This is a genomic window from Catenibacterium sp. AM22-6LB (assembly GCF_003435615.1).
Taxonomy (GTDB): domain Bacteria; phylum Bacillota_I; class Bacilli_A; order Erysipelotrichales; family Coprobacillaceae; genus Catenibacterium; species Catenibacterium mitsuoka_A.
Genome location: NZ_QTUM01000019.1, coordinates 21,754 through 38,091 on the forward strand (window position 1 = coordinate 21,754; position 16,338 = coordinate 38,091).

Sequence of the window (16,338 nt, forward strand, 5' to 3'; positions counted from 1 at the left end):
TATAGAATCTATAGGAGAAACATATGGAACTAAAACAGATGAAATACTTTAAGACAATTGTAGAAGAAGGGACTATAACACAGGCTGCACGTGTATTACATATTTCACAGCCTCCTCTTTCTATGCAGTTAAAAGCGATAGAAGAAGAATTAGATACAATACTGATAGAGAGAGGACATCGTCATATCACACTAACACCTGCAGGGCACTTATTTTATCGTAGATGTAATCAGATGTTGAATTTGTATGAACAGACAAGTAAAGAAGTACAAGGAGCTGCCACACAGATCTTACGTTTTGGGATTACTTCTTCTAATGGTTATTTCATTACACATGAGCATATGGATGTGTTTAGAAAGAAATATCCTAAGTTAGATATTCATATGAAAGAAGGAACAACCTATGAGATGGTGGATGCCTTACTAGCTCATGAAATAGATATTGCGTTAGTCAGAACACCTTTTGATTCTACGAATTTAAAATCTTTTTTATTTAAGCCTGAGCCAATGATTGCGGTAGGACCTTCTACTCTTGTGAATGAAAAAAAGAACCATCTCATTGATTATCGAGATGATCCTGTTTTGATTCACAGACGTTATCGTCAGTTTATAGTAGATTATTGTTTAAATGAACTCCAATTCCAGCCACATATCCCTATTATTACAGATGATATACGTACTGCCTTAGTATGGGGTTCAATATTAGATCAGGTGGTTATTATACCTGAAGCGGCTATACCATATATAGACTTAAACTCACAAACCTATACTAAACTTAAAGACAAGGGTCTCTATACATCTGCAGCCTTTATCACAAGAAAAGAAGAACTATCTCCAATCATAGAAACATTTATTTCTTTAATTATCAAAGACTACAAGATTTAAACTATTCTTCTTTACTTCTAGATGATAATGAGATGCTTTTACTTCTTCACCATCTAAATTACATGGATACTGAGATTCTACATCTACTTCATCTACAGTAAAGACATGAGCATGTTTATCCTGATCAAGTGTTTCACTTACTATCTTCTTAATATATAAAGGAATGAGTCCTTTATTAATTTGATCAAGAATCACAATATTCATGAGACCATCTTCTAATGATGCATGAGGGGCAACCTTATAACCCCCACCATAATACTTCGCATTCGCACAGGCACATAAAGTAACAGGACCTTCATACAATAGTGTTCCATGGCTTGTCATCTTAATAGGATAAAATGGATACTGGACAAAGTTTCTTAGGATAGAATACTCGTATTGATGTCCTTTAAACATCTTAGGAATCTTCACATCATCATGAACATGATTCGCAATCACACTATCACAGCCAAAACATGCATTATTAATAAAATAACGATTATTCATTAACACTGTATCAATAGGAATTGTTTTACCCTTTAAAGATGCTTTAAGTACTTCTTTAGAATCATTGTTCTTAGAAATCATCTTAAAGAAGTCATTTCCTGTTCCATAAGGAATAACTACTAGTTCATGAGGTGTACCTACAAGTCCCTGAATTACCTGGTTCAACATTCCATCCCCACCAACACTATAAAAACGTGTTGGTTCTTTATAATGTTTAATAATCTTCTTGGCGTGATCAGGATAGGTACTCATGAATATATCATAATCATACCCCTGCATCACTTCTCTAATTGTTTCTATAAACGGATGATGATCATAATCATCATCCACTGGTTTAAGTAAAAATATATGTCTCATTATAGTTCTCCAAAAAAAGACTGGATCAGTATCCAGTCTAGATCATATCAATAGTTTCTAGCCACTCTTTAACGCCTTTGACATCAGTAAATGCCTTTGCGCGCTTAAAGTTCGCATTTGGTATCATCTTATTAAAGTGAGCAACACTCTTCTTGCTGGAATATTTCACATGGCCACGCCAGTTCTTTTCACTTGTACACATAGGTACAATTGTTTTACCTGATAAGTCATAATCCATACAGAATGAATCAATAATTAAAGGTTCATCCTTTTCCCAGCATGGATAAATAAGATATACAGTCTTGTATTGATCAATATCATCAATTTGATTTTTAAGAGTAGGTAATGTATCTAATACATGTTTATTCTTATAATCATGTTTATTTTCTTTAAGTGCTTTTGCGTAAGCTTCTCTTTCTTTTCTATGTTCTTTAATTCTTTCTTTAAAGTCTGTAGAGTACTTCTTAGAAGTCTGTAAACAAAGTAAGTCCCCTTCTGTATATGACTGTACTTGTTTAGCAAGTTCACGTTCTTCACCATTGAATGAATAATACACAATCAATGTATCACTGAGACCACCTGTAATAGTTAAGGGGGCATCACTTTCTGAATATTTGGTATTATAAGTACATCCTGATAATGTGATCAACATCAAACATAAGAATGTAATGATTGATTTTTTCATAAAAAATCCTCCTCGGACACCATTATAACATATTTCTTAGAAAAAAAATAATGAGTTCACAATGTGTTCATAGATAAAAAGCATAATAGTACCTGTAAAGAGAAAGCAACTCCCTATAATAATCAAAGCTTCTTTTTACCAAGAGTGATCCCTAAAATTTCCTAAACTCCCTTCAAAATAACTCTTGAAAGAAACAACGATCAGGCTTCCCTTCCTGATCGTTTTGTTTTATTTCAATTTTAGATATTCTTCTTCATCCACTGCTTCAAGCCACTGGTTTGAAGCATTTTTATTTGGTACGCTTTCTGCCCCCCCCATTCAGGAAATGTTGCTAAAATACTGTTTAGACTTATCATACATACAAAATGAAAATCATCTATTTCTCCTCTTCGTTAAGACCTAATTCATTACATATTACTTGCTATCCCTGATACCTTATTCTTTCTACCAGCGTTTCCTTTTTCAGATTACTGCTTAAAACGCAGGAAAGTACAATCTGCAACAGACCGACCAAAAAAATCATAATAAAAATTGGTACGATTGGAACATGATAGATATTCATTCCAAATATTCCATTATGTTTTGCATAGGAAAAAAGTGCATAGCCGAGCGGCAGACCAATGATCAAAGCTACGCATATGGTACCAACCGTAAAAATCAGTCCCTGTAACTGCAGACATAAATTTAATTGTTTATTTGTCATACCCACAGCCTGTAATATACCATATTCCTGCTTTTTTGTCGTAATATTCATGATCATGGTATTCGCCATATTCATAAACCCGATGAGTCCTACAATAGCCATAAACAGATAACAGCCAAGCTTCATCATGCTGCTTGCAAATTCGGCAGATTGTAACTGCGCATGATAAGTATCCATTTTTATATGCGAAGTATTAGAAATCAAAGTATTCAGACTTTGTTCTACAGATGCCACATCTTTTTTATCACAATCCACCCACAGATAGCCATAGGCTGTTCCTCTCGGATTCATGGAACGATATACACCTTCCGGAATGACAAGATAAGTGTCCGCACTTACAAAAGATCCTGCAATCTTTCCCTGATAGGTATAGGTTCCACTTCCATTCTCAAAGTCAAATGCAATGGATTCACCCGGAGCATATCCATCTTGTTCCATCCACGTTGACCAGCCAAAGAAAATATCACCATTCTTTACCGCCTGATCATAGTCCATAGAGCCAATATCCCCTTCTTGGCGCATAAAATCAAAATCCTTTTTACTCACAATAGTAGCCGGAAATCTTGTTCCGTTCAGATTTACAGAGACAATCTCTCTCGTCATGACATCTGTTACTCCCGGAATGCTTTTGATTTTTTCAATCAGCGAATCATTCAATGGATCATCCGTCAGAATCGTATCCAGATTATTCTCCGGATATCTTTCATCATACTCAGCAGAATAGTCAAGCTGCAGTTCAAATTGTCCATGATTAACAGAAAGACGTGCTTCATGCTCCGTGTCAATATTTCCCACATAATTTGAGATAATCACAAACAATACGCAGGAAAGCCCCATTGTGAGGATAGTACCAATAGTTCTTTTGGGATTACCCGTTACATTTGCCATTGCCATAGAAAACACTGTGACATTTTTTCTGCCATTTCGTTTTCCTTTTTTGTGTGTTTCTGCATTTTCTAAATAGCGTGTTGCTTCGATAGGTGAAATACGTGAAACAATTTTCATCGGTTTACGCAGTGCCAAAGCAACGGTAAGAAATGATACGAAAATACAGAGAAGCATAACAGGCAGAGAAAACAAAGGCACCTGCTGATTTTGAGCTCCCATAGAGCCAGTTCCGGTTGATACAAGGTTTCCCTGTTCTACCAGCCAGTTAAAACCGCATTTTGCAATCAGAAAACCAAGAAGCAATCCAACTGGTATTGAAGAAATTGTCAAAAACATACCCTCTCTGAAGATCAGTTGTTTCATCTGCTTTTTTGTCGCTCCCAGAGCCTTGATTTTTCCATACTCCTGTATCTTGTTGGCAATACCGACCTGAAAAATATTATAAATGACCACAACAGAGAAAAGTACAATTGCAAGAATCAAAACCCCGCATACCGCAATCATTTCATAACTCGGCTGCAAGATCCATTGCAAATAGAGATCATTGACTATAACGTTTTTTTCTTCGATCCCACAAGACGCTGCAATCTGCTTTATAACCGAATTAATATTATTCATAGATACATTTGCAGAATCATTTAAAGTAAAATAAATATTATACTGTCTGTCATTCTCTGCGACGTGCTTATCATAAAACTCCTGTGACCCGAAAGCAACATAAGATGCCTCGATGGTATACTCATCCCGATCATATAGGATTCCGCTGACAACAAATTCTTCCGGCTTATATTCTGACTGCATCCCTGCGCGGTAATCCAGTGTAACCGTATCTCCGATTTTTACATCACCATACCCCATTGCACAAAAAAATGCTCTTCCTGCGGCAATTTCCTGTGTTCCCCCCGGATACTTTCCTTCCTTTAACTCATATTCCTTATTATAGGGAAGCATTTTTCTTGCAGTCTCATCCATGCAGACAAAACCACCGTTTTCGTTGCCTTTTATGATACCTTCGGTGCACATAGTACCTGTAGCATCTATTTCCGCACGGCGGTTTACTTCTTTTAACTGCGATCCGTCTGCTGCGACAAACAAACCATAATTGCTTCCATATGAGCCTGCCGCCTGACTTTTCTGTAAACGGATCATTCCATTTCCCACAGTACTGATAATCACAAGCAACATCGTTGTCAGACAGATTGCCATCATGATCAATATGCTTCTTGTCTTGTTCTTTTTGTCATTGCTATATGCAATCCTGCTTATTGTCTTCATCTAAAATCCACCACCTGTCCGTCCTCAATCACCAGAATACGGTCAGCGACCTGTGCAATTTCGTCATCATGGGTAATCATTACAATTGTCTGTCCATATTTTCTTGCTGTCATCTTAAGCAGAGCGATTACCTCATCACTGGTCTTAGAATCAAGATTTCCTGTCGGCTCATCTGCAAATATAATTTCCGGACGATTCACCAGTGCTCTTGCAATTGCTACTCTCTGCTGCTGTCCTCCGGATAACTGATTTGGCAGATTATAAATCCGGTTTTCAATCCCCAGAGTTGCAATAATGTCATTTACATACGCTTCATCCACTTTTCTTCCATCCAGCCCCAGTGGCAGTACAATATTTTCCCAGACATTAACAGATGAAACCAGATTAAATGCCTGAAAAATAAATCCGATTTTTCTTCTGCGGAAAACAGCAAGGGCATCTTCCTTCATCCTGTATAAATCTTTCCCGGCTAAAGTAACACTGCCTTTTGTAGGGGTGTCAAGCCCTCCAAGCATATGAAGTAATGTACTTTTACCGGAACCTGACTTTCCGACAATTGCGACAAATTCTCCTTGCTCAATCTGAATGTCCACCTGATTGACCGCTTTGACCTGATTCTCACCCGCGCCATAAAACTTACAAAGCTGCTTGGTTTCTAATATCACACTCATGTGTTGCCTCCTTTTTAATTCTGTAAAGTGTACCTTTTCAACCTACATCCAAATTGTATCAAGATAATCTTTCATTTCACTTTCAAAAAACGAGCAGAAGTCTTACAAAATTGTAAGATTCCTGCTCACTTAAAATTTAATCAACATATGGTAATTGAATCACAAACGTGCTTCCTTTTTTCTTTTTGCCGGAGGTTACCATGATTGTACCTCTGTGTTTTTCGATAATTTCTCTCGATAGAAAAAGTCCGATTCCTGTACCACTCTTTTCCATGACCTCCTTGGAACTTCCTCTGTAAAATCGTTGAAAAATTTTGTGATACTCATTCTGCGGAATACCAATTCCCTGATCCTCAATTTCCATTCTTACAAGATCGTTTCTTTTTTGTAACCGGATAAATATTTTTGAACCATCCGGGCTGTACTTGATTGCATTATCCAGAACGTTGATCACAGCTTCACCAAGCCATCTTTTATCCTGCATAACCATGCATGTTTCCAGCTCTTTTGCATAGTCAAAAATGAATTCAATTTCTTTCTCATCTGCTTTAGGATAAGTGCGATTCACAGCAGATATGACAGTATCCATAAGTGGAAGTTTTTTCTTATTAATCTGAATCAATCCAGTTTCCATCTTGGATATTTCAAGAAGCGACTGCAATAATGTCTCCAGTCCATCCAGAGCACTCCGACAACGGATACGAAACTCCTCCTGTTCTGTGGCACTTAAGTCATTCTGCATCAGCACACTAAAACATGTATCCAAAGCTGCAACCGGTGTCTTTAACTGGTGAGAAATATCAGAAACCATTTCTTTCGTGTTCTCCTTTTCTGCCCTCGCTTCTTCCTTTATCAACTGAATATGATGTCCGATTGCTTCAAGCTGGTCATTCAATTTTTCCAGTTCTGCATGATTTTCCGTTTTCAGTAAATCATCAAATTTATTTTCACGGAATCTGATCAGAATTTCTTCCAACTGGTCTAAAATTTTCTGATGACACGCATCTTCTTTTTTCTTCCAATAAAGTAAAAAAGTCAAAAGAAACACACATATCACAGTGCTTACAGCACCGGTCACCATAACTTGATGCCGAAATTGCGAATAAAATGCATTCCCTTTATTCCCCCTGTATCCATATTGCTCCAATAATTGCCTTCCCTGTTCGTTAGTTTCAATATCCTTATTCTTAAGCAATTCAGAAACAGCATCAAGCCCGGAAAATTCTTCCTTTGCAGCAATCTCTGTCATAAGATTCATTTTATATTTATAGTCTTCATAAAACACATACGTGGTAAAGCAATTTAATATTGCAAACAATAATATGACAGGTAATACCAAGGAGAGCACTACTGTCATCTTCTTGCGATATCTCTTTGTCACTGCCTTACCTCCTGATTCCATATATACCCAAGACCTCTAATATTCTTTATATAGACCGGTGCAGCCGGATTGTCTTCGATTTTCTCACGAAGTCTTCTGATATTGACAGCGATTGTATTTTCATCCACAAAATTCCCTTCCAGATCAAACACATTTTCCAATATTTGTGTTTTTGAAAGAATCTGTTTCGGATTCTGAAGAAAAAAAGTCAGCATTTTCAACTCCGTTTTTGTCAGACTGATTTCACGACTCTTTATCAGGACTTTCATTTCGCCTGCGAAAAATACGATATCTCCCGAAATCATCTTTCCAACTTCCGTTTTCTCCTGTCTGCGACGGAAATGTGCTTCTATTTTCAAAAGAAGTACCGAAAGACTAAACGGCTTTGTCATATAATCATCTGCCCCTGCTTCATATCCCATGACCTGATCCATCTCCTGATCTAGTGCTGTAAGACAAATAATGTATGTATTATAATTGCGTCTCATCCACCTTACAAATTCCAGTCCATTCCCATCCGGAAGATTCACATCACAAATGGTAACATCCACATTATTATCACTTGCAATTCTTTTCGCTTTTTTCACTGATTCTGCTGAAAAAACCTCATACCCGGATTTTTTCAGTGAAAATGTAATTCCACAATTTAAATTTTCATCATCTTCGACCACGAGTATACCTGGCATAGCATATGCACCTCTCTTTATTAACTATTCATCTTAAAATGCTTCAATGCCTCCACAATTGCACTCTCTTTATCTTCTGGACACTGCGGTTGCCTGCTATCTTCATTTTTAGGTAAATTATAATTCTTTCCAACCTCAATTCCGCATTTTCTCTTTACCTGTAAGATATACAGATTGGAAACCTTCATGCCGGCATTATGTTCAGCCACATACTTCTTTATCTCATCATATGTAGCCTTAGTCTCTGCAGATGTTATATCCACATTATCAAGTTCAATCGTGACATTAATGTAATCATCCAACTTTTGTTTCAGTTGGGACAAAAGAACAACCGTCTCGCAAGTTCACGTTCTTCACCATTAAATGAATAATAAACAATTAATGTATCACTGAGACCACCTGTAATAGTCAAGAGGGGGCATCACTTTCTGATGATTTGGTATTATAAGTACATCCTGATAATGTGATTAACATCAAACATAAGAATGTAATGATTGATTTTCTCATAAAAAATCATCCTCGGACCTCATTATAACATATTTCCTAGAAAAAAATAATGAGTTCACAATGTGTTCATAGATAAAAAGCATAATAGTACCTGTAAAGAGAAAGCAACTCCCTATAATAATCAAAGCTTCTTTTTTACCAAGAGTGATCCCTAAAATTTCCCAAACTCCCTTCAAAATAACTCTTGAAATAAACAACGATCAGGCTTCCCTTCCTGATCGTTTTGTTTTATTTCAATTTTAGATATTCTTCTTCATCCACTGCTTCAAGCCACTCGTTTGAAGCATTTTCATTTGGTACACTTTCTGCAATATGCACAAAATAGCTTTCTGGTGCTGCACCATGCCAATGTTTGATTTCTGGCGCAATATAAACTGTATCACCTACATTGAGTTCCTGAGCAGGTTTTCCCCACTCCTGATAATACCCTCTTCCTGCAGTACATAATAAGATCTGTCCTGCACCATGATGGATATGCCAGTTGTTTCTGCATCCTGGTTCAAAAGTAACATTAGAAATATTTACTTCTTGATTATTAATAGAATAGAGATAACTATTACCTACAAAATACTTGGCATATGCTGTATTCAATTCACCAATAGGATAAGGACTCTGTTTCTTGATATCTTCTAAAGTATAATTCATGATTATTTCTCCATTTCATGTATACATCTGATAGCATTTAAAGTACGTGGATAACCAATATAAGGCATACAGTTAGAAATCACATTAATGAGATAATGTGCATCATTACCAACATGGAAGTTTCCACCAATATGAGCCTTTAATTGAGGTTCAGTGCCGAGTGCTGATAGAAAACAGAAAGTAATCATTTCTCTTTGTGCACCATTGAGTCCCATTCTTGTATAGTTATCACCAAAGCAGTTACCTGCGAGCCATCTCTTGATATGACGTTCTTCTTCAGGACCACTTGTTTGGAATCCTCTCATATGTTCACCAAAGAGTTCACATTGTTTTTGATTACCAAGTTCTATACGATTGTCTCTATTTGTGGTAGACGCACTCTTTAATGGTTTATTCACATGTCTATTCATAATATTTAAGAATGGATAAACCATACCAATACCAAGATAGGCCACGGCTTGATAAAGGACTTCTTGGATTTCATCAGCAGTCAAATACTTCAATAAATCATCTAACATATCCTTAAATAAATCATGAGATTTCGTTCCTAGAAGTACTGCAGTAATAGATAAATATCTACTCTTATCATCCAAAGTGGTATCATTGATTACTTCTTCTCCTATAAAATGTGAATAAAAATCATAGAATTCTGGATCTTTGTCTTTAAAGTTTTCCATAAATGTATATTTCATAGTCTTCACCTCTATGTGTATTTTATTAATAATAAGTAGAAAAGTACAATGCCAGTTTTGTATTATGCTATAATGTGAGTGCATAGTGAGGAGGATTATCAAATGATTGAAATTGGACAAGTTGAACAATTATTGGCTGTTTCTAAGTATGGTACATTATCTAAAGCAGCTGATGCATTACATATCTCTCAGCCAGCTCTTTCTCGTGCCATGCAGAAGCTTGAAGAAGAACTGCAAGTTCCTATTTTTGACCGTGAAAAGAATCGTATTACTTTAAATGCGACTGGTAAAGTGGCTGTTGATTATGCACAGAAAGTATTATTTTCTGCAAATGATATGATTGCTCGTGTACGTGAATATGATCGTATGACTCATACAATTAGTATTGGATCATGCGCACCTGCGCCTTTATGGGATTTAGTACCTTATGCTGGTAAGATATATGAAGATATGGCTATTTCTTCAGAAATAAAAATGCCAGATATCTTATTATCTGGTTTGGAGAATGATTTATATACAGCTGTTGTATTAAATAAGATTCCTGATAGTAAAGAATTATATTATGAGTTATATGATACAGAAACATTATATTTTTCATTAACACCTGATCATCCTCTTGCAGATAGTAAAGCATTATTCTTTAAGAATCTAGATGGTCAGACAATGCTTTTGTATTCTAGAATTGGTGTATGGTATCCTATGCATTTAGAAACACAGCCTCATACTCATTTTATTCTTCAGGATAATAGAGAAGTATTTATGGATCTGACACAGAATTCTACTCTTCCAACATTTATTTCTGATCTATCTATAGAAAAAGATGGCAAGCCAGATAATCGTAAGATTATTCCAATCATAGATAAAGAAGCGACTAATAGTTTCTATCTTGTATGTAAGAAAAAGAATAAGAAGCTATTAGAACCACTTTATCGTGCTGTAGAAAAAAGACTAGAAAAGAAAAAGAAGTAATATATCTTGATAGAACTATCAAAAAACGTATAATTGTTTTGACAGAACCCACCACGCCACTGATTTTCATGGGCAACCCGGTGGGACTTTTTATTTCTTGCATAGAAAAAGAAGTAGTTATTAAAAACTACTTCTTTTTAGAATCCTAGATAACCTAGAATAGCACTTACATAGAATAAGATACCTGCAACGATTAATAAATAGTTAGACCAAGTGCTTTTCTTCTTTAAATAGAATGTATTCGCCTGTTCCCCTAAATAAATAGGATATTCCTGTCCTTTTACATAATCTTTTTCAATCTTTTCTACTTTAAATTCCTGGATAGATGCCTGGTTATACTTCTTTGTACCATAAGAATACTGGAAGATAGGACGACAATATAAGTTATTGACTTTCTTATAACCATGGTAAATTCCTTTAATTTCTCTTTTATCTTTCTTAAAGAAGATTTCATAGATTCCATAAGCCATGAGTAGTGTTCCTAAAATAATAGATAGGATAATCATGAATGGAGATCCTGACTTAAAAGAGAAGAATGAAGTGTTCATATTCATATATTCTACCTCCATAGAGTATTCTACCAATATTTCGTGAGTAAACAATATTTTTTTTGATTTTTCGTGTATAATATAGAATGTAATTAAAGGGGGTTCTCATGGATATTATTAAAAACTTAAAGTCACGTTTTGATTCTGTACAATGTGATTTTCTGATTGCGATTGCCGCAATATTCCTTCCTTTCTATATTACTGTAGTGATTCATGCAATTATATTCTTTAAATGGATCAAACAGGGTGAAGTAAAGAAAGGTTATGAAGAAACAAAACGCAGTAAATATATTATTTTCTTTTCAGCACTTATTTTCTTAACTAGTATCTTCTATCAGAACTGGCCAGGAGCTGGTGTATCATTAGGATATTTAATGTTATATAGTATGACACTTGTGTATAGACGTCATGCAAGTGAAGAACTATTTGATACAATGTTGAACCTAGTGATTGGTTTAAGTGTATTTGCGAGTGTATGGGCTATTATTGAATATGTATTCATCTTAAGACAGTTTGATCTTGAGGGATGGTATCTGGTTGTATTTAATGCGCCACAGTATCGTACGAATGCGATGTTCTTTAATGCGAACTACTATGCAATGATGATTGAGTTCTTTGTGGCTATTCTCTTCTATAAGTTCTTGAAGTATACACATAATCATGGATTCATGGATCATATTAAAGAGATTGTGATTATTGGTTTAATCACATTACTTAACTTATTCTGTCTTTATTTAACAGGGTGTCGTACTGCATGGCCTGCTCTTGCTGGTGGTCTTGCGATTATGTTGTTGTTTAATCGTAATTATAAGAGTTTTGGTAGTATTTGTGCTGTAGGTGCAGCAGGTGTTGGTTTCTTTATCGCAAAACCTCAATATATTCCACGTATGAGCAATATTGTGAAATACTTAGGTGTAAGAAAACATATCTGGGAAGTTGCTATTCAGAACATTAAGACACATTTCTTATTTGGTGAAGGACCTATGACATATTGGCATATTTATGCACAATATAATGGGCATCCTACACAGCATTCACATAATATCTTTATTGATCCTGTTTTATGTTTTGGGATTATTGGGTTATTAGTGATTGCACCGTTCTTCATTGAAAATATTAAACGTTTATATCGCTTATCAAGAAAAAAGTGCAACCCTACTCTAGTTGCTTTAATTGTAGGCTATATTGTGATGATCTATATTCATGGATTATTAGATTACACAATCTTCTTTGTATCAACTGGATTCTTATTTGCGATGATAGTAAGCAGTTTTGACATTTATAGAAAAGAAATTGATCAATAAGGCAATGTATGCATTGCCTTTTTAAAAGGAGAAAAAAATGGATAAAGAACTATATGAGACTTATGTAAGAATCTTAAATAAGGAACTCGTAACTGCCATGGGATGTACAGAACCTATCGCAATTGCATATGCAGGAAGTCTTGCAAGAAAGACATTAGGAGATATGCCAAATAAGATATTGATTGAAGTCAGTGGCAATATCATCAAGAATGTCAAGAGTGTTATTGTGCCTCATACTCATGGAAACAAAGGTATTGAAACAGCTGCCTGTATTGGGATTACAGGTGGAGATGCAGAAGCGGAATTAGAGGTTATCAGTCATGTGAAGGAAGAAGATATTATTGCGATGACTGAACTCATGAAGAGTGCTTCTATTAAGGTTAAGCCTTTAGAATCCCCTTATTCTTTAGATATTCGTTTAACTGTATCTAATGATGAACATGAAGCAATGGTACATATCGCAGGAACACATACACATATTGTAGAAATGACAAAAGATAATAAAACTATTGTATGTGGAGAAGCATTAAAGCAGACTATTGATGAAGATTACTTAACTCTTACTATGCATGATATTTATACTTTTGCGAAGGAAGTAGAGATTGATGATGTAAAAGAGTTATTAGATCAGATGATTGAATGTAATACTGCCATTGCACAAGAAGGAATGCATGGTGATTATGGAGCTAATATTGGTAAGGTGATTGCGATTAGAAAAGATTTACCAAGTCTATTAAAGGCCTATGCAGCAGCTGGTAGTGATGCAAGAATGAATGGTTGTGAACTACCTGTCGTTATTAATTCTGGTAGTGGTAACCAGGGATTAACTGTATCTGTACCGCTTATTATTTATGCAGAAAGAGATCATTTAGATAAAGAAGCATTATACCGTGCTCTTGTGATTTCTAACTTAACAGCCATTCATTTAAAGACCGAGATTGGTCGTTTATCTGCTTTCTGTGGTGCAGTGAGTGCGGGTGCTGCATGTGGTGCCGGACTAGCTTATTTAAAGGGTGCAAGTGAAGAAGTAATGAATCATACAATTGTGAATGCCTTAGCTATTACTTCTGGTATTATCTGTGATGGTGCTAAAGCAAGTTGTGCTGCAAAGATTGCAGTGAGTGTAGAAGCTGGTATTCTAGGTTATGATATGTATATGAATGGTCAGCAGTTCTATGGTGGAGATGGTATTATTTCTAAGGGTATAGAAAATACAATCCATAACATCGGTGTATTAGGAAGTCAAGGTATGGCTTCTACTGACCAGGAAATTATTAAAATTATGTGTAAATAAAAAGAAAGCTGCCGATCATGGCAGCTTTTATCGTCCTATTTCATCGTATGTATATAAGTGTATATCATGTTCTTTTAGATAATCTTTGAGTTCTTCTGAACATAACATCTCTGCTTCTTTTGTACGATCAAGAGTGAGAGAAGAAGTACGTAGTATTTGTGCATCTAGATAACCTGGATGACAAACTAATAAATCACATCCATCATCATGCGCATTTTCTACCATTTCTTTAAATGATTTAAAAGGATCATACCCTTCCTTCATACTTTCCATATGCATATAGAGTTTTTCTCCCGCAAGATCAACGGGTGTTCCATCAAAAGAAATATCATTGAATTTCAAATGATGTCTATTTGCTACTATTTCTATTCCTTTTAATAGATTCTCACTTGCCACTGCATGTGCTTCAAAATAAGAAGGCTCAAGATGTGTTATCTCTTTAAATCTTTCATACTGTGCTTCTATTTCTATAATGGCTTCCTCTAGTACTACAAAGTCTTCTTTACTTTGTCTATATGTTCTACTTGATTTAAATTGTCCGTTTTTATCTACAAGACTAGGAATGAGTTTTGGATCACTGATAGGAGTACCAACACATACATTAGTATGCTGTCCTAAACAGATATCTAAATCCTTTACAAGTTCATATCCTTCTACAGAATCAGGCATATTCACCATAAAGCCAATATTCTTAATCACACCATTTTTAACGGTATCATAAATACCATAATTCACACCTTTGCTGTAACCTAAATCATCAGCACGTACCATAATCTTCATAACAAATCCTCCCAAATAAAAATGATCCTGGTTATCATACTTATCATATATATACAATATATAATAAGATCATACCGCCAGGATCACTTCTTTCTATATATAGTTTACTCTATAGTGTAAGCGTTGTCAATTGAGACAAATAAAAAACCAAGTGCACTGCCACCTGGTCTAAACGCAATATATTTCCGCGACTAGACGAATATTATTGCGTTTTTATTATATGTGATATTCTTCTTTTATGCAAGAGAAAGGGCTGTAACGAATAGATAGACAAAATATATGACTTGTACAAAACAAATGGTGCCGACTGCAGGAATCGAACCTGTGACCTACATGTTACGAGTATGTTGCTCTACCTACTGAGCTAAGTCGGCATCTAAGTATATTATAGTCTTCTACTATTTTAAAACAAGTAAAAACCACTGGAGGAGAGCCAGTGGTTCTAAAAAACATTTTAATACAATTAGAAGGGAGTTTTATTTATGAATCGTAAACAGGACGCTTTTATTATTAGGGAGTGGCCCTCTTTACAGGTATTACTATAGTCTTAGTATATGAACTAAGTATGAACATATATAAAAAAAGATCTGACTCCCTATTTCAGACCTTTCCAAGAGCTATTCTAATCGTAATACGACTCCCAAAGTCATATTAGCATACTTTTTCTATAACAACAATATTTTTGTTACGCTTTGTTTTCCATATCCTTTATTTTTTCAATAAAAGCAGGATCATATTTCTTTCTTAGGCTCTTTCCAGAAATAAAGCTTGGTGAAGTAATAAGAGGACCATGCTTTAACTGGATGCAGGCATCTAGATATAAGCCAAATACAGTTGCGATATAAGCATATGATTTACTTGATGCATAAATATGATAGAGATTTAATTCATTGAAGATGGATTTATCAGCCACAATACAGGCTACTAATGTAGATCCATCATAGATAGGATAAACATAGCCTGTTTCTAATCCTACTTTATACATCTTGTATTTTACATTGTCATACTTTAATACAAAGTAACCTGATTGAGATGTGAATCCTGTTTTCTGATAAATGACACCTAGATTATCTTCCATAAACAACATGGCATACTTCTTATGTCCTACTTGATCCCATTCAGGTTTGATTTTATCCGGGTCATATATTAATGAGAACTTACGTGAGAGGAATTGAGCTCTTATTTCTCCTCCTTGATTAAACTGTTTAGGTAAAGAAGCTCCACCTAGTTTATTGTTTTCTTTTACTATTTCATAATCTATATTAAAAATAGATAGAATCTGGTTTAAGTCTATTATCATAATGATTTCACTCCTTTCCCATATTTTAACATTATTATTCGCTTTTAAAAAGAGTACATTATGTATATAATTAATTCGAAAGAGGTGAAGTGTATGGCTATTAAAGTAAAAGCAAAGGATGCAGATACTCTAGAGGAAGAACTAGAAGAATGGTCATTAGGTGTGAATCTTGTCAATACAGCACCTACTCATACAAAAGAAACCGTCACTTTTAGTACAGACCAAATAAAAAAATTGGATAATAGAAATCAAGTAAAAATTCAAAAAAATAATCAGTAATTTT

17 protein-coding genes and 1 tRNA gene are annotated in these 16,338 nt (G+C 35.1%); 5 read left to right on the plus strand and 13 right to left on the minus strand.

The window, feature by feature from the left end:
* Nucleotides 1-23: 23 nt before the first annotated feature.
* Nucleotides 24-884 carry a LysR family transcriptional regulator gene (locus tag DW269_RS05810; protein ID WP_117458930.1) on the plus strand — a complete coding sequence of 287 codons (861 nt, stop codon included), beginning with the start codon at nucleotides 24-26 and terminating at the stop codon, nucleotides 882-884.
* On the opposite strand, the gene DW269_RS05815 is transcribed toward DW269_RS05810, so the two are convergent.
* The 9 genes from DW269_RS05815 to DW269_RS05860 all read right to left on the minus strand — a co-directional run bounded on the left by DW269_RS05815 (nucleotide 858) and on the right by DW269_RS05860 (nucleotide 9,860).
* On the minus strand, nucleotides 858-1,727 hold the full coding sequence (locus DW269_RS05815; protein WP_117458931.1) for a diacylglycerol kinase family protein: 870 nt from the start codon (nucleotides 1,725-1,727) through the stop codon (nucleotides 858-860). The two genes, DW269_RS05810 and DW269_RS05815, sit on opposite strands and share 27 nt — an antisense overlap.
* Nucleotides 1,728-1,764: 37 nt before the next feature.
* A complete protein-coding gene (locus DW269_RS05820; RefSeq protein WP_117458932.1) occupies nucleotides 1,765-2,412 on the minus strand; it encodes a flavodoxin in 648 nt (215 codons plus the stop codon).
* Between the two features lie 421 nt (nucleotides 2,413-2,833).
* Nucleotides 2,834-5,278: an ABC transporter permease gene (locus DW269_RS05830; RefSeq protein ID WP_117458933.1), complete on the minus strand. Its 2,445-nt coding sequence runs from the start codon at nucleotides 5,276-5,278 to the stop codon at nucleotides 2,834-2,836.
* Nucleotides 5,275-5,949 (minus strand): ABC transporter ATP-binding protein, encoded by a 675-nt coding sequence (locus DW269_RS05835; protein ID WP_117458934.1) that lies wholly within the window; start codon nucleotides 5,947-5,949, stop codon nucleotides 5,275-5,277. Before DW269_RS05835 ends, DW269_RS05830 begins: the two co-directional genes overlap by 4 nt.
* 136 nt (nucleotides 5,950-6,085) lie before the next feature.
* On the minus strand, nucleotides 6,086-7,330 hold the full coding sequence (locus DW269_RS05840; protein WP_199409963.1) for a sensor histidine kinase KdpD: 1,245 nt from the start codon (nucleotides 7,328-7,330) through the stop codon (nucleotides 6,086-6,088).
* On the minus strand, nucleotides 7,327-8,016 hold the full coding sequence (locus DW269_RS05845; protein WP_117458936.1) for a response regulator transcription factor: 690 nt from the start codon (nucleotides 8,014-8,016) through the stop codon (nucleotides 7,327-7,329). The genes DW269_RS05840 and DW269_RS05845 overlap by 4 nt, the downstream gene beginning before the upstream one ends.
* Before the next feature lie 20 nt (nucleotides 8,017-8,036).
* Nucleotides 8,037-8,318, minus strand: a complete 282-nt coding sequence (locus DW269_RS05850; RefSeq protein ID WP_233502442.1) for a 23S rRNA methyltransferase — start codon at nucleotides 8,316-8,318, stop codon at nucleotides 8,037-8,039.
* Between the two features lie 433 nt (nucleotides 8,319-8,751).
* Nucleotides 8,752-9,168: a cupin domain-containing protein gene (locus tag DW269_RS05855; protein WP_117458937.1), complete on the minus strand. Its 417-nt coding sequence runs from the start codon at nucleotides 9,166-9,168 to the stop codon at nucleotides 8,752-8,754.
* Between the two features lie 2 nt (nucleotides 9,169-9,170).
* Nucleotides 9,171-9,860 (minus strand): carboxymuconolactone decarboxylase family protein, encoded by a 690-nt coding sequence (locus DW269_RS05860; protein ID WP_233502443.1) that lies wholly within the window; start codon nucleotides 9,858-9,860, stop codon nucleotides 9,171-9,173.
* A 102-nt stretch (nucleotides 9,861-9,962) separates the two neighbouring features.
* Between DW269_RS05860 and DW269_RS05865 the strand changes: the two genes are divergently transcribed.
* Nucleotides 9,963-10,829 (plus strand): LysR family transcriptional regulator, encoded by an 867-nt coding sequence (locus DW269_RS05865; RefSeq protein WP_117458939.1) that lies wholly within the window; start codon nucleotides 9,963-9,965, stop codon nucleotides 10,827-10,829.
* Nucleotides 10,830-10,966: 137 nt separating this feature from the next.
* Here the strand turns inward: DW269_RS05865 and DW269_RS05870 are convergent, their stop codons facing one another.
* On the minus strand, nucleotides 10,967-11,383 hold the full coding sequence (locus DW269_RS05870; RefSeq protein WP_040390262.1) for a hypothetical protein: 417 nt from the start codon (nucleotides 11,381-11,383) through the stop codon (nucleotides 10,967-10,969).
* A 101-nt stretch (nucleotides 11,384-11,484) separates the two neighbouring features.
* Here DW269_RS05870 and DW269_RS05875 point away from each other — a divergent pair, with 101 nt between their 5' ends.
* Nucleotides 11,485-12,681, plus strand: a complete 1,197-nt coding sequence (locus tag DW269_RS05875) for an O-antigen ligase (protein ID WP_117458940.1) — start codon at nucleotides 11,485-11,487, stop codon at nucleotides 12,679-12,681.
* A gap of 37 nt (nucleotides 12,682-12,718) precedes the next feature.
* Complete coding sequence (locus DW269_RS05880) at nucleotides 12,719-13,975, plus strand: serine dehydratase subunit alpha family protein (RefSeq protein ID WP_117458941.1); 1,257 nt, start codon at nucleotides 12,719-12,721, stop codon at nucleotides 13,973-13,975.
* Between the two features lie 27 nt (nucleotides 13,976-14,002).
* On the opposite strand, the gene DW269_RS05885 is transcribed toward DW269_RS05880, so the two are convergent.
* The 3 genes from DW269_RS05885 to DW269_RS05895 form a co-directional block, all read right to left on the minus strand.
* Nucleotides 14,003-14,755 (minus strand): ChbG/HpnK family deacetylase, encoded by a 753-nt coding sequence (locus tag DW269_RS05885; RefSeq protein ID WP_117458942.1) that lies wholly within the window; start codon nucleotides 14,753-14,755, stop codon nucleotides 14,003-14,005.
* A 298-nt stretch (nucleotides 14,756-15,053) separates the two neighbouring features.
* Nucleotides 15,054-15,129 (minus strand) — tRNA-Thr (locus DW269_RS05890).
* Nucleotides 15,130-15,440: 311 nt separating this feature from the next.
* A complete protein-coding gene (locus tag DW269_RS05895) occupies nucleotides 15,441-16,055 on the minus strand; it encodes a hypothetical protein (RefSeq protein WP_117458943.1) in 615 nt (204 codons plus the stop codon).
* 93 nt (nucleotides 16,056-16,148) lie between these two features.
* Here DW269_RS05895 and DW269_RS05900 point away from each other — a divergent pair, with 93 nt between their 5' ends.
* A complete protein-coding gene (locus DW269_RS05900) occupies nucleotides 16,149-16,334 on the plus strand; it encodes a hypothetical protein (RefSeq protein ID WP_233503273.1) in 186 nt (61 codons plus the stop codon).
* The last annotated feature ends 4 nt before the right edge of the window (nucleotides 16,335-16,338 follow it).

Bases quoted from the DNA above. Each gene is read 5' to 3' on its own strand.
- DW269_RS05810 (WP_117458930.1), top strand. From the start codon at position 24: ATGGAACTAAAACAGATGAAATACTTTAAGACAATTGTAGAAGAAGGG.
- DW269_RS05815 (WP_117458931.1), bottom strand. From the start codon at position 1,727: ATGAGACATATATTTTTACTTAAACCAGTGGATGATGATTATGATCAT.
- DW269_RS05820 (WP_117458932.1), bottom strand. From the start codon at position 2,412: ATGAAAAAATCAATCATTACATTCTTATGTTTGATGTTGATCACATTA.
- DW269_RS05830 (WP_117458933.1), bottom strand. From the start codon at position 5,278: ATGAAGACAATAAGCAGGATTGCATATAGCAATGACAAAAAGAACAAG.
- DW269_RS05835 (WP_117458934.1), bottom strand. From the start codon at position 5,949: ATGAGTGTGATATTAGAAACCAAGCAGCTTTGTAAGTTTTATGGCGCG.
- DW269_RS05845 (WP_117458936.1), bottom strand. From the start codon at position 8,016: ATGCCAGGTATACTCGTGGTCGAAGATGATGAAAATTTAAATTGTGGA.
- DW269_RS05855 (WP_117458937.1), bottom strand. From the start codon at position 9,168: ATGAATTATACTTTAGAAGATATCAAGAAACAGAGTCCTTATCCTATT.
- DW269_RS05860 (WP_233502443.1), bottom strand. From the start codon at position 9,860: ATGAAATATACATTTATGGAAAACTTTAAAGACAAAGATCCAGAATTC.
- DW269_RS05865 (WP_117458939.1), top strand. From the start codon at position 9,963: ATGATTGAAATTGGACAAGTTGAACAATTATTGGCTGTTTCTAAGTAT.
- DW269_RS05870 (WP_040390262.1), bottom strand. From the start codon at position 11,383: ATGAATATGAACACTTCATTCTTCTCTTTTAAGTCAGGATCTCCATTC.
- DW269_RS05875 (WP_117458940.1), top strand. From the start codon at position 11,485: ATGGATATTATTAAAAACTTAAAGTCACGTTTTGATTCTGTACAATGT.
- DW269_RS05880 (WP_117458941.1), top strand. From the start codon at position 12,719: ATGGATAAAGAACTATATGAGACTTATGTAAGAATCTTAAATAAGGAA.
- DW269_RS05885 (WP_117458942.1), bottom strand. From the start codon at position 14,755: ATGAAGATTATGGTACGTGCTGATGATTTAGGTTACAGCAAAGGTGTG.
- DW269_RS05895 (WP_117458943.1), bottom strand. From the start codon at position 16,055: ATGATAATAGACTTAAACCAGATTCTATCTATTTTTAATATAGATTAT.
- DW269_RS05900 (WP_233503273.1), top strand. From the start codon at position 16,149: ATGGCTATTAAAGTAAAAGCAAAGGATGCAGATACTCTAGAGGAAGAA.